Raw genomic sequence first — 12675 nt, 5'->3', positions numbered from 1 at the left:
TGGTTTTCATTGCACGAAATTGTAAAGGAGAAAAAATGCTTATAGCCTTAAAACTTTTCTCTTGACTTAAAGTGGACTTGAACAGGTATCCTTATGATAATTTGCAGGAGGAAGGGGTATTCACCTAATCAGATAAATTATGAAGTTGAAGCTTACAATTTTCTACTTGGGATTGTGAAGTAGGTAAATTAAGCATTAAGCGAAGAAAAATGATGAATACAGGAAAACTAAGAAATAATTTGTGAAGGGATGACAATAAAGTGATAAAAAAATATACAGTAATTACAGGAGCTAGTTCTGGAATTGGGCGGTCTGCTGCAATTAAATTTGCTGAAGAAGGAAAAAATTTAATCCTAGCTGCTAGAAATGAAGCAGCTTTAAAGGAACTCAAAAAAGAGTTAGAAAGTAAGTGTCAGAGTTCCATCATTGTAAAAAGTGTTGACTTGTCTAAAGAACAAGAGGTAAAAGAGTTTTGGGCCAGTTTAGGTGACTATCAAATTGAAACCTTTGTGAACAATGCAGGCTTTGGCAAGAAGACAACTGTAGAGCAGATGGATTTAGAAGACATCAGTGAGATGATTGATTTGAATATTAAGGCCTTGGTTTATTTATCTACAAAATTTGTGGCACAATACAGAGATGTAGCAGGAACAACTTTAGTCAATGTTGGTTCTTTGGCGGGCTATTCAATTTTTAATGAGTCGGTGGTCTATTCAGCTAGTAAATTTTTTGTCAGTGCTTTTACTGAAGGCTTGGCTAAAGAATTAGAGGTGAATAAGCATCTGCTAAAAGTGAAAATCTTAGCACCGGGGCCCGTTGAAACTAATTTTGAAGCCGTCGCTAAAAATGTTTCGACAGTGAACTATCAAGAAACTTTTCCTCAATATCATACCGCTGATCAGATGGCTGACTTTTTACTTGAATTAGTAAATAGCGATAAGGTTTTGGGTAAAGTCAATCGTGATGAAATGACATTTAGTCTTGTAGATGGGATATTTGAAAAAATCGGTTTCGAAAGCTCAAAATAGTTTTGTTGAGTAGTCCTTGTATAGCTTAACTTGCGTGGAACGATGGCTGACATTTTTATGGAATCTTTGATTAGACTAAAAGGCTAAACTCATTTGGTTATAAAGTCAAAGAATAATCTGTTAGAATGATATGAATACTGCTTTAGTGACTTTACAAAGCAATAATTGATTTAATAATGAGGAGAAATATGAATGACTTATGCACTTGAAATAGAGAATTTAGAAAAAGAGTATGATACGGGAGTAAAAGCGTTAAGGGGAATTGACCTACAAGTTGAAAAAGGCGACTTTTATGCTCTTTTGGGACCGAATGGCGCTGGTAAATCAACGACAATCGGCATTATCACTTCATTAGTCAATAAAACGGCCGGAAAAGTAACTGTTTATGGATATGATATTGATACCGATTTGGAAAGGGCAAAACAGCAGATTGGCTTAGTACCACAAGAATTTAATTTTAATCCTTTTGAGACTGTGCAACAAATTGTGGTGAATCAAGCTGGTTATTATGGTGTTCCCCGAAAGGAAGCTCTAAAACGTAGTGAAAAGTATTTAAAGCAATCCAATTTATGGGAAAAACGCAATGAACGTGCTCGCATGCTCTCTGGGGGGATGAAACGCCGGCTAATGATTGCTCGAGCATTGATGCATGAGCCGCACCTATTGATTTTAGATGAACCGACTGCAGGAGTGGATATTGAACTTCGACGGGAAATGTGGGTGTTTTTAAAAGAGCTAAACGAAAATGGCACCACGATTATTTTAACAACCCATTATTTAGAAGAGGCAGAAATGCTCTGTCGAAATATTGGTATTATTCAATCGGGGAAGCTTATTGAAAATACTAGTATGAAAAATCTTTTATCAAAATTACAGTTTGAAACATTTATTTTTGACTTAGCCCCTTCTGAAAAAACGCCTGAAATAGTTGGGTACAACTATCTTTTAGAAGATGAGCTGACCTTAGCGGTTGAAGTGGAGCGAAATCAAGGAGTAAATGATATTTTCAGCCAGCTCAGCAATCAAGGGTTGAAGGTCTTATCCATGCGCAATAAATCGAATCGTCTAGAAGAACTATTTCTAAAAATTACAGAAGAGAAAAATCTGCAGGAGGAAAATGATGCTTAGTCTCTATTTTACAGCTTTAAAAAGTCTCGCAGTCAAGGAGACGAACCGCTATATGCGCATTTGGGTGCAAACTCTAGTCCCACCAGTGATTACCACCTCATTATATTTTATCATTTTCGGGAAAATGATAGGTGGCAGAATTGGCGATATGGGTGGTTTTTCCTACATGGAATTTATTGTACCGGGTTTGATTATGATGTCAGCTATTACTAGTTCTTATGCAAATGTTTCTTCTTCATTTTTCTCACAAAAACTACAAAAGAATATCGAAGAATTATTGGTGGCGCCAGTACCACCACATGTTATCATCTGGGGTTTTGTTCTTGGTGGCGTGGGGAGAAGTTTGCTGGTCGGCACATTTGTTACAATAGTTTCCCTATTGTTCGTGCCCCTCAATGTTCATTCATGGGTTATTGTTGTGTTGACATTATTAATGACAGCAATTCTATTTTCATTGGCGGGATTACTCAATGGTATTTTCGCACAATCCTTTGATGATGTATCCATTGTCCCAACCTTTATCTTGCAGCCTTTGACTTACTTAGGTGGCGTGTTCTATGCTATCTCAATGCTGCCACCAATTTGGCAAACTATTTCAAAAATCAATCCAATTGTTTATATGATCTCTGGTTTTAGGTACGGCTTTTTGGGTACAGAGGACGTGCCGATAACAATTTCGATTTTAATATTAGTTTTATTCGTTCTGGTTCTTTACACTGCCTGCTATTATTTGATTCGTACTGGCAAAGGGTTGAGAAGTTAATCTTCTATACCTTTATTCTCGTAATGAACTTTATAAGAAATAGCTTGTAATAGCCCGCCAGATTCTAATCTGGCGGGTATTTATTTGGGAAAAGACATTTGAATAGATGATTTGAGTACCTAATAATTGCGATTATTAAAGCCGATGTGAAAAAACATAACCTATTTCATCCCTGTTTTAGACTAGAGATATCCGATGCTTTTATGGGAATGACATTAAGCTTCAAAGTTGCTTAGCAAATATAAATGAATCACTCACCGAAAAATTGATAGCAAAAAGCTCAAATTATACCTTTCAATATTTCCATGCTTGATGTGGTATTAAAAAAGTTTTACTCTTTTCTTTTCAGAGCTAGTGAAGAAGTGTACAATCATATGTAAAGGCTTTCGAAGAAATAAAAGGAGTGTTTATATGCAAACTGTTCAAAATATTACGGAATCTATTCACTATGTTGGTTGTAATGATCGAAGGCTGGAGAAATTTGAAAATATTTTTCCATTGCCCAATGGTATTTCGTACAACTCGTTTTTGATTAACGATGAAAAGACAGCGATTCTTGATACAGTTGATTCATCTGTAACTGAACAATTTTTAGAAAATGTTCAGGGGGCATTGGCTGGTCGAGATTTAGATTATATTGTGGTCAATCATATGGAACCAGACCATTGCGGAAATATTGTTGAATTGAGTCGCCTTTATCCCAACGGCAAAATTGTTGCCAATAAAAAAGCCTTAAACTTTCTTGATCAGTTCTACCCGCAAGTCGATTTGAAAGAGAATTATCATCAAGTGAAAGAAGGCGATACACTTTCTTTAGGAAAACATGAGTTAACCTTTATTTTTGCCCCAATGGTTCATTGGCCTGAAGTGATGTTTACTTATGAAAAAACCGAAAAGATTTTATTCTCTGCTGATGCTTTTGGAACATTTGGAGCGCTTCACGGAAATTTATTTGCCGATGAACTAGACTATGACCTTCTCTATGGTGAAGAATGCCGACGCTATTATACAAATATCGTAGGAAAATATGGAAAACAGGTAACAAAGGCAATGGGAAAAGTTAGTGAGTTTGATGTTCAGATGATTGCTCCTTTGCATGGTCCTATTTGGCGTAAAGATACTTCTTACCTTTGGGATCGCTACACCAAGTGGAGTGCTTATGAGCCTGAAAAAAAAGGAGTGGTACTTGTTTATGCCTCGATTTATGGTAATACTGCATCGGCAATTGACTATTTAGCAACTCGACTTTCAAATTTAGGCGTCACTGATTTACGAATCTATGATGTTTCTAAAACGCATCCTTCATATATTATTGCAGATATATTTAAGTTCACGCATGTGATTATTTCCAGTTCGACTTATAATTTAAATATTTTTCCGCCAATGAAAGCTTTTTTAGATGAGATGGCGCAATTGGATATTCAAAATAAAAAATATGCCTTAATTGGAAACGGTAGTTGGTCACCAACTGCGACTAAGCAACTAACCCAATTTTTCGCAGAGTTCAAGAATTGGGAAAATATTGCGGAACCAATCACGTTATCTACTACGCTCTCAGAAACGCAAAAAAATGAGTTTGATCAGTTAGCGGCAGGGATTGCTGCTTCAGTATCCGCTTAAAATTATTAATTCTTTATCCTCGACCAATGGCTGTGAGACTTATGGTCGTCTTGGTAATTTATTGGGTTTTACAAGCATCTCAAATTTTTTCAGAGAATAAATTTTTAAACTTAGTTCAAAAACTACTAATTTGTTTAAAATACCTGCCATGTATTTTTGGTAGGTATTTTTTTTGTGGCAAATTCCTACTAAATGCTGTCTGGGAAGGGAATAATTGTTTTAGTTTCCAAAACCTGTTTTAAAATTAGATTTTCGCTTTCTTGATTGAAGCAAGTCATAGGATTTCATGGTAAGAAACTCAAACAAACTCAATTTTTGATAAAAGAATTAATTCTCACAGAAAACGAATGCTAAAAATCAAACCAATTTTTGTAAAATTTTTACTTGAAAAGCTTGAAGCCAGCTAAAATTAATGAGTTGATGAACTTATTATTTGCTGCCACAAATAGCACCTTCTAATACTTTTCAGCCTAGAAGGTGCTATCTATTATGAAAAAATTTGGAGGTTGTAACCCCCTATTTTCGTCCAGCATTAGAATCTAAAGAGACTTTAGGGATGCTGCTTAAAGTCTTTTTCTAACCTGGTCAGCTAGTAGAGTTAATAATACATCGTTATCCAATTCTCGTTCCTTATCAGGCTTGACACCAATAATCCCATAGAGGAAAAGCTGCTGTAAATCCTCGGTTAGTTTATCTTGATCGAGGTCTTGAAAATCCATTTTTCTAACATAATTGATTGTATTCATCAAAGCGATGATTGACTCTTTAGCAATAGCTGGGTTGATATAGCCCATTGAATAACCTAATTCAAGATATTTTAAATAAATGGCATCTTTTCGTTTGGTGATGGCACTTTCCAATACTGCCGTCAGCTTAGGATCCTCTAGTGATTGAGAGCTGAAATAGTGGGTGATTGATTGGGCAATTTCACTATTACAGGCCTTTAGAACTTTATTTAGTTTCTCTGGATAGGGTAACTCTTCTTGCAAAATTTCCTCTGAGATAGATTCAATTTTATCAAACAAGACATTCGTACATTCCTCTGCCAGCGTTTCCTTGTTATTGAAATTATTATAAATGGTGACTTGAGATACTTTGGCTTCGGCAGCTATCTCTTTTATGGTCACTTTAGCAAAGCCTTTTTGACCAAACAATTTTAATGCTGCAAAGATTATCGTTTCTCTTTTAGATTCCATAGGACAACACCTTTCTTTGAACAAAGAAAGAATACCATATATTTCTAACTTAAACAAACTACCAAATAATTCAGACAAAATGAAATATTTTTATATATATTTCATGAAAAAGTTGACTAAAGGTGAAATATGAAGTTTAATATTAATTGTATTTATGAAGTATGAAATATAAAAATAAAGTTGAATGGTGGTTAAAGCATGGCTAGTATGATTGAGTTTAAAGAAGTATCAAAAAAATATCGTGTAGGAAATCAAGAGATTGAGGCAGTCAAGGATGTTACATTTTCTATTGATCACGGTGAGTTTATTGTTGTTTTGGGGGCTAGTGGGGCAGGAAAAAGTACCATTCTAAATCTTTTAGGTGGAATGGACACGGTATCGAGTGGAGAAATTCTTGTGGAGGGCAACAACATTGTTTCATTCAAGGATAAAGAATTGACTAATTATCGTGCTGAAAAAATTGGTTTTGTTTTTCAGTTTTATAATTTAATTTCAAATCTATCTTCTGTAGAAAATGTTGAATTTGCTTCAGATGTGGCAAATGATGCACTTGATCCTAAAGAGATTTTACAAAAAGTAGGGCTGAGTCATCGTTTGAACAATTTTCCCTCCCAACTCTCAGGTGGTGAGCAGCAGCGAGTCTCAATTGCACGGGCAATCGCTAAAAATCCCCTTATCTTATTGTGTGATGAACCAACTGGGGCGCTTGATTACGAGACGGGAAAAGAAGTTTTACAGCTAATTAGTGAGCTAAACCAGACGATGAGAAAATGCGTGGTATTGATTACTCATAATTCAGCAATTGCTCAAATTGCGGACAAGGTGATTCACGTTAGAAGTGGCCAAGTGGAGAAAATTGTATTGAATACGAATAAAATTTCTGTTGGGGAGTTGGAGTGGTAGGATGAAAGGTTTATTAAAAAAATTATTGAGAGATATCAAAGGCAATTTGGCACAATTTGTTACGATTGTGCTAATTGTTGCTATTGGCGCTTTTCTCTATGTTGGTCTAGCGAGTGTTGCAGGTAGCTTAAAAACATATACTCAAGACTATTATGAGGACTATCAGTTGAGCGATGTAACATTGACTTTTTCAACTATAGATCAAGCGACCATTGAAAAAATCGCCGAAGAATATCCAAGTATTCAGACGATTGAGGGGCGAACATCTCTTGCAGGAACGCAAACATTTGACGATTATACTTCAGAATTGAATATTTTCTCTACCTCAAACAATTCACAGTTGAATCAATCCTATGTGGTTGCTGGCAATACTGAGATAAAGGAGGCTGAAATCTTAATTGATAGCGACTATGCCAACGCCCATGACTATCAAGTTGGTAGTACCATGACAGTTACAATTGCAGACCAGATTGAAGAGTTGACAGTTGCTGGTCTTATCGAAAATCCTGAATTTGTAATGAAGGTTGCTGGTTCGGATTTAACACCGCAACCAAGGACGTATGGTGTAGCTTATATCTCTGAGGAAATGGCTCAATCACTCTCGAAGGGAATTGAATACAACCAAGTTCTTATAAAAGCTGATGGAGATAGGAGCAAGTTAGTAGAATCCATTTCTGAGGAATATCAGAGTAGCTATATTGCCAGTTCAATTTCTGAAGATTCAACAGCTTATAGTAATTTACAAGGTCTAATTACAACCGATGAGAGTTTGAGTAAAGTCATTCCGATTTTGTTTTTTGCAGTGGCTGCAATCATTACTTTTATTTCGATGACAAGACTGATTCAACAAAGTCGGACACAAATTGGTGTGATGAAATCATTGGGAAGAAAGCCTAGTTTTATAAGAATGTACTATATTATGTACACATTCTTAAGCAGTTTGCTTGGGACTATTTTGGGTAGTTTAGGTGCATATTTTGCATTTATTCGTATTGGTGACATGCAAGTAGCCGCAATGTATGCTTTACCAAATTACGAAGTGACTATTTCTCCGACAACTATTTTGCCTTCCTTTCTACTTGTTTTTACTTTTGGTCTGTTGGCAATCGGTTTATCCACAAGAAAAGTGCTAAAAGAAAAGCCTTCTGAGTTAATTCGCCAGCTGCCTCCCAAACATACTAAAGGAATTCTTTTTGAAAAAATTCCCTTTGTCTGGCAAAAACTATCATATGGAAATAAGTATATTGTGAGAAATCTTTTTTTAAACAAAAAACGCTTTTTCCTAAATCTATTTGGATTAATGCTTTCATTCATCATGATTGTATTCGCATTTGGCTACTATAACGCCATGAATACAGTCGTCAATCGAGAAGTTCATGAGGTTAATACCTATGATTTAAACATCACTTCTGCAAAAGCTGTTACAATTGAACGCCAGCTGCAATCGAAATATGACAAGTTAGAAAGCCAACAGATGGAAGTGCAGGCGATTGAGATAGGGAGTAAGTCAGACTCACTTACGACAACTTTGTATGTAAGTAATCAAAGGGCAAATTTATTAAAAACATTTGACTCAGAAAATCAAGTTCTATCCGATTTCACAGACGGGGTTGTCATTCCTGAAGTCTATGCTACAAAGCTTGGCAAAAAGGTTGGCGATTTTATTGAGTTAACTTTTATAAATCAAGCTGGTCTGACCATCAAGACAAAAATTACAGATATTTCAACACAATATTCAAATAACTTCCTTATTACTAGTAATATTTATCTACACACACTAGGAATAGACTACACGCCAACAACCCTATTAATAAGTACGGGAGATGAGGATAGGCAAACTGCACTAATTGATGACATCAAAGCAATAGATGCGGATGTAATTTACTCAACAAATGAAGATATTCAGTCAAATATGGCTGCAGTATTATCTACAACCGTTCCGATGGTAATCATTTTCTTGTTGTGCGCAATTTTTTTGACAATTGCGACTATCTACAATATTTCCTCGATTAATATTTTTGATAGAAATCGTGATATTGCAACACTAAAAGTACTAGGCTATTCAAAAGTTAAAGTAAATAAATTGGTGTTTAAGGAGAACTTTATGATTGCTCTTGGGGCGGTTGTTCTCTCATTGCCGATTGCAAACCCACTATTTAAAAATTTTATCGAGGCGCTAACTACTGACCTACAGTCAATGCCAACAAACCTGCCTTATTGGATTTTATTGCTGGCGGGGGCCATTGTAATGAGTGTGACCTTTTTATGCAATTTGCTTTTAAAAGCGAAAGTCAAAAATGTTGATATGATTGGTGTGCTAAAAAGCGTTGAATAGAAAAAATTTCTTAACCATGAAAGGAGCGACTATGACAGTTACGTATGATTTGCTGCTTCATTATTTAAATAGGCAGGCTAAAGGTAATAGCGAAAGGATTATCACGGAACTTGACATAAAAAATAGGCAAACTATTGTCGATATTGGAGCCGGCGGGGGCCATTTTAGCTACCAATTTGCAAAAGTTAACTTGGGAAATGAAGTAGTAGCGATTGATGTGGATCAGCGTCATTTAGACTTTATTGAAAGGCAGTCTGTGAAGCAGAACCTAAAAAATATTCGCACCTTATTAGTAAATACAGAGGATAATTCCTTACCGCTAGGAGACAATAGCGTTGATTTATTTTTTATGCGCAATATGTTTCACGATTTGACAACTCCACAGCAATACTTTGCAAATTTGAAAAGAAAACTAAATGATTCTGGGCGTATCGCTATTGTGGAGTTTTTGCCAAATCTAAAGTATGTTGAGGGAAGGACGGGGCATTGCACTGAGGAAAGGACTATACAAGAGATTATGACATCAGCTGGTTATTCCTTAAAAGCAAGTTCCGTCGCTTTAAAGCCAAAAGAGTCCTTCACTATCTATGGAGTCTGACAATTAGTGAATTATCGGAGGAATCTTTTTGAAAAACTTACAAGATTTCTAAACTTGGCTAAGATTTGAAGGTCTGTTTCCCACTTCTATTATTCGCTAGAAGCATTGAACAGCCGCCAGAGTAATATTTAACGGTGATTTTACTAATGAAAAGTTCAAGTTTGAGAGTTTCTGGCAATAAAATTTAGAGATTGTTTACTTAATCTTACCGTAAAAAACCATTTCCAAAAATAATTGGGAATGGTTTTTTCTAAGCAGGTTTATGAGATACTTTTTCGTTTGGTTTTTGATAGACAAATTCTGTGCCGAAGGTCAAAAGATATTCTTTTTCCAACAAATATTCCAAGCGATAAATTTTGCGGACAGAGACAAAGGAGCCGTTGAAACTCCAGTCGGTTAAGTCATACTGATGAAGATTCAGCATCCTACGAACCTCTGCTAATGACAAATCAAGCTTGGCGGCTAACTGCTGGATATTTTTAATCTGGCGTTTACGGCGAAAAGCTGAGGGCAGGCAGCTCAGATTAAATAGGATGAAGAAGCTGAAAAAGCCGATACTTGGGTAAATAAATTTCACTAGTAATAACAAGATAACGCCGATTAAAAATAAAACAAGCGAATACAGCAAATCAAGTTTTTCATTAGGGACAAGTTTTCTCATTTGCTCACCTCATTTATCCGGGCTGATTAAAGGAGCCCGTAATTTTTTTAAAAAAATTATTGCTTAATTCTATTAAACCACTTCTTAATATAGAAAACAATGACGCTGATTTGACCAAAAATGAAAGTAAGATAGAAATAGCCAATTTACTTAGGACAGCGAACTTTATTTTTTTGATAGCTGTTATGACTGTATTTTTTCGTTGGAAGTGAGTATGTTAGGATAAGAGATATGCGAGTTTATTGTTTGAGGTGTTTTCAAATATAAACCTAAATGGAGGGATTTTATGGCAACCGCTTCTGATAAACATCTAGCCTATTTGTTAGAACAGGTACACGCAGGCCGGATGAAGAGCAGTCAACAGCTATTGGAGTACCTAAAAATGAGGTTTGAGATTATGGAGTTTCCTTTAGAGAAAATCAGCAAATCGTTTTTAGAGATGCAGAAATATAATGCCAGCTTCGATATTACGCTGGATATTCAACCGCTAGTTTTTCATGCTTATAAAATCAAACGGACGGGCGACAGTCATGATTATTTTTCAGGCCGTCTAACGGATTATGGACCTTTGGAATTTCCAGTTGAGTCTCCAGAGGAAGGGGAGCTGTTATTATATCTCTTTGAAGAAAAAACCAATTACTTCTGGGTCAATAATTCGCTACTCCATTGTGAGCTGATGATTGAACGGGGGCTTGATCCTCAGAGTCTAACAAATAAAAATCTTTTTTATTTAGAATACGAGTCAAGTAGACAGATGAAATCAGCTTATCAAAAGAGGCTAGAAAAATAGAAAAAATTTCATTTAACAGTAGTTTACCACCTACTCGCTCATAATATAAAAGCCAACCTTAGATAACAGGTTGGCTTTTTTGCTGTAATTTCAGCTCTTTAACGGAGCAGAAGTGATTAAAACCTGATATCAGTCATCTGCTAATGCCAGACACAGGCAATCACTTTGATGTATAAATAATTTTATCTGGGCCAATTTTTTTTGCTATATTTTCTGGCAGCAGTCTATCGGTAATCAGATAGTCAACTTGGGTAAAGTCGTACAGTAAAAAATTGTGGCTTAAGCCTATTTTAGTGTGGTCACATAAGAGGATTAACTGTTCGGTTTGCTGACGAATCAAAGTTTTTATGTCGATATCCTCATCATAGGCATAATACACACCATCGGCATCAATCCCTGCACAGCTAAGAAAAGCCAGATTGAGTTTGTATTTTGACAATTCTAATAGCGGATGACCGCCTTTTACTGAGCGGGTGTCTCGATCTAAGATGCCCCCCAACAGTGTTGTTTTATTCTCGGTGTTTCTTAATAGTTGATCGGCAATATCAATTGAATTCGTAAGAGTATACAATTCTTTTTTGGGTAAAAATTGGGGCATTAAAGCGACGGTTGTTGAAACATCTAGATAAGTCATTTGCCCTTTTTTGGCTAATGCGGCCGCTTTTTTAGCCAAGGTTTTTTTTATGGCTACAAAATCATCGTTTCGTTCGAGGTAGCCATCTAACTTATTGAAAGAGTTGGTCAAGCTGATGCCGCCGTATGTTCTGGTAACAAGATTCTCATCAGCCAAACGAATAATATCCCGCCGCGCTGTATCTCTGGAGGCGCCGGTGATTACGATAATGTCATTTAAGCTCAGTGACATTTCTTCCTTCAATTTATCCATAATCAACAGCAAACGATTTTGTTGATTCATCAAAAACACCTCGCATTTAAGTTTGTTTAAGTATATAATTATTTTGACTTAAAGTCACTTAAAAAAATTAAATTTTTAAGCTTGCGAAAATTAATTGACCAATCAAATAGAGAGGGGTGCAGAAAATGACAGGAAATTTAAGTTTGGCAGCTGCCGAATATGAATTGGCAATAGCTAGCCGGCTAAATCCCGGCCCTTGGGTAGAGCATTCACGAAATGTTGGCCTAGCCGCAAAATATATCGCTGAGGCAAGTGGCATATTGGATGGAGAACAGGCATATATTTTGGGACTTTTACACGACATTGGCCGAAGAAATGGTCGCTCCGCCTTAAAACACACGATTGACGGCTATGATTTTGCCACAGCAAAGGGCTGGACAGATGTGGCTAGAATTTGTCTGACCCATTCATTTCCCATAAAAGATATTCACGCAGATATTGCTGAGGTGGATATTTCTCAAGAACAATATCAGTTTATGGAAAATTTTTTAAATTTAATTGAGTACGATGATTATGACAAACTGCTGATATTATGTGATGCACTGGCTGTTGCAGAAGGTTTTTGCCCCCTTGAAGTGAGATTTATTGATACAGCTAGACGGTACGGTATTTTTCCCTTTACTGTCTCTCGTTGGAATAAAACGTATGAATACAAGGAATATTTTGAAGCAATGATTGGAAGGTCGATTTACACACTTTTGCCGGGAATTTTAAAAAGTGTAGTTTAAATAAAAGAT

General features: G+C 36.0%; 12 protein-coding genes. 9 read left to right on the top strand and 3 right to left on the bottom strand.

The genetic code is table 11. The annotated features are described in order from the left end of the window. Positions 1-260: 260 nt before the first annotated feature. The 4 genes from ORH16_RS01250 to ORH16_RS01235 all read left to right on the top strand — a co-directional run bounded on the left by ORH16_RS01250 (position 261) and on the right by ORH16_RS01235 (position 4539). On the top strand, positions 261-1028 hold the full coding sequence (locus tag ORH16_RS01250; protein ID WP_265455510.1) for an SDR family NAD(P)-dependent oxidoreductase: 768 nt from the start codon (positions 261-263) through the stop codon (positions 1026-1028). A 192-nt stretch (positions 1029-1220) separates the two neighbouring features. Then, the gene (locus ORH16_RS01245; protein WP_265455508.1) at positions 1221-2156 is read left to right on the top strand and encodes an ABC transporter ATP-binding protein; all 936 of its coding nucleotides are present in this window, start codon (positions 1221-1223) and stop codon (positions 2154-2156) included. Beyond that, a complete protein-coding gene (locus ORH16_RS01240; protein WP_265455506.1) occupies positions 2149-2919 on the top strand; it encodes an ABC transporter permease in 771 nt (256 codons plus the stop codon). Before ORH16_RS01245 ends, ORH16_RS01240 begins: the two co-directional genes overlap by 8 nt. A gap of 411 nt (positions 2920-3330) precedes the next feature. Beyond that, positions 3331-4539 (top strand): FprA family A-type flavoprotein, encoded by a 1209-nt coding sequence (locus ORH16_RS01235; RefSeq protein WP_265455505.1) that lies wholly within the window; start codon positions 3331-3333, stop codon positions 4537-4539. A gap of 563 nt (positions 4540-5102) precedes the next feature. Here ORH16_RS01235 and ORH16_RS01230 read toward each other — a convergent pair. Beyond that, positions 5103-5735, bottom strand: coding sequence for a TetR/AcrR family transcriptional regulator (locus tag ORH16_RS01230; protein ID WP_265455503.1), 633 nt, complete (start codon positions 5733-5735; stop codon positions 5103-5105). 198 nt (positions 5736-5933) lie between these two features. Here ORH16_RS01230 and ORH16_RS01225 point away from each other — a divergent pair, with 198 nt between their 5' ends. From ORH16_RS01225 to ORH16_RS01215, 3 genes are read left to right on the top strand one after another with little or no spacing between them, the layout of a single operon-like run. After that, entirely contained in the window at positions 5934-6638 is a 705-nt protein-coding gene (locus tag ORH16_RS01225; RefSeq protein ID WP_265455501.1) for an ABC transporter ATP-binding protein, read from the top strand. Position 6639: 1 nt separating this feature from the next. Further along, entirely contained in the window at positions 6640-8973 is a 2334-nt protein-coding gene (locus tag ORH16_RS01220) for an ABC transporter permease (protein WP_265455499.1), read from the top strand. 31 nt (positions 8974-9004) lie between these two features. Continuing rightward, positions 9005-9571, top strand: coding sequence for a class I SAM-dependent methyltransferase (locus tag ORH16_RS01215; RefSeq protein WP_265455497.1), 567 nt, complete (start codon positions 9005-9007; stop codon positions 9569-9571). A gap of 250 nt (positions 9572-9821) precedes the next feature. Here the strand turns inward: ORH16_RS01215 and ORH16_RS01210 are convergent, their stop codons facing one another. Further along, entirely contained in the window at positions 9822-10232 is a 411-nt protein-coding gene (locus ORH16_RS01210) for a hypothetical protein (protein ID WP_265455495.1), read from the bottom strand. A 286-nt stretch (positions 10233-10518) separates the two neighbouring features. Between ORH16_RS01210 and ORH16_RS01205 the strand changes: the two genes are divergently transcribed. After that, positions 10519-11022: a hypothetical protein gene (locus ORH16_RS01205; RefSeq protein ID WP_265455493.1), complete on the top strand. Its 504-nt coding sequence runs from the start codon at positions 10519-10521 to the stop codon at positions 11020-11022. A 160-nt stretch (positions 11023-11182) separates the two neighbouring features. Here the strand turns inward: ORH16_RS01205 and ORH16_RS01200 are convergent, their stop codons facing one another. Continuing rightward, complete coding sequence (locus ORH16_RS01200; RefSeq protein ID WP_265455491.1) at positions 11183-11938, bottom strand: DeoR/GlpR family DNA-binding transcription regulator; 756 nt, start codon at positions 11936-11938, stop codon at positions 11183-11185. A gap of 125 nt (positions 11939-12063) precedes the next feature. Here ORH16_RS01200 and ORH16_RS01195 point away from each other — a divergent pair, with 125 nt between their 5' ends. Continuing rightward, complete coding sequence (locus ORH16_RS01195; RefSeq protein ID WP_265455490.1) at positions 12064-12666, top strand: HD domain-containing protein; 603 nt, start codon at positions 12064-12066, stop codon at positions 12664-12666. Positions 12667-12675: the final 9 nt, after the last annotated feature.

It is taken from the genome of Enterococcus sp. HY326, assembly GCF_026157065.1.
Lineage (GTDB): Bacteria > Bacillota > Bacilli > Lactobacillales > Enterococcaceae > HY326.
Note: the sequence above shows the minus strand (reverse complement) of the source record. Positions and strands in the feature narration are given on the sequence as shown.

Excerpts from the sequence above, each read along its gene's own strand:
- ORH16_RS01205 (WP_265455493.1), top strand. The coding sequence starts at position 10,519 with ATGGCAACCGCTTCTGATAAACATCTAGCCTATTTGTTAGAACAGGTA.
- ORH16_RS01230 (WP_265455503.1), bottom strand. The coding sequence starts at position 5,735 with ATGGAATCTAAAAGAGAAACGATAATCTTTGCAGCATTAAAATTGTTT.
- ORH16_RS01220 (WP_265455499.1), top strand. The coding sequence starts at position 6,640 with ATGAAAGGTTTATTAAAAAAATTATTGAGAGATATCAAAGGCAATTTG.
- ORH16_RS01195 (WP_265455490.1), top strand. The coding sequence starts at position 12,064 with ATGACAGGAAATTTAAGTTTGGCAGCTGCCGAATATGAATTGGCAATA.
- ORH16_RS01235 (WP_265455505.1), top strand. The coding sequence starts at position 3,331 with ATGCAAACTGTTCAAAATATTACGGAATCTATTCACTATGTTGGTTGT.
- ORH16_RS01225 (WP_265455501.1), top strand. The coding sequence starts at position 5,934 with ATGGCTAGTATGATTGAGTTTAAAGAAGTATCAAAAAAATATCGTGTA.
- ORH16_RS01240 (WP_265455506.1), top strand. The coding sequence starts at position 2,149 with ATGCTTAGTCTCTATTTTACAGCTTTAAAAAGTCTCGCAGTCAAGGAG.
- ORH16_RS01245 (WP_265455508.1), top strand. The coding sequence starts at position 1,221 with ATGACTTATGCACTTGAAATAGAGAATTTAGAAAAAGAGTATGATACG.
- ORH16_RS01200 (WP_265455491.1), bottom strand. The coding sequence starts at position 11,938 with ATGAATCAACAAAATCGTTTGCTGTTGATTATGGATAAATTGAAGGAA.
- ORH16_RS01215 (WP_265455497.1), top strand. The coding sequence starts at position 9,005 with ATGACAGTTACGTATGATTTGCTGCTTCATTATTTAAATAGGCAGGCT.
- ORH16_RS01210 (WP_265455495.1), bottom strand. The coding sequence starts at position 10,232 with ATGAGAAAACTTGTCCCTAATGAAAAACTTGATTTGCTGTATTCGCTT.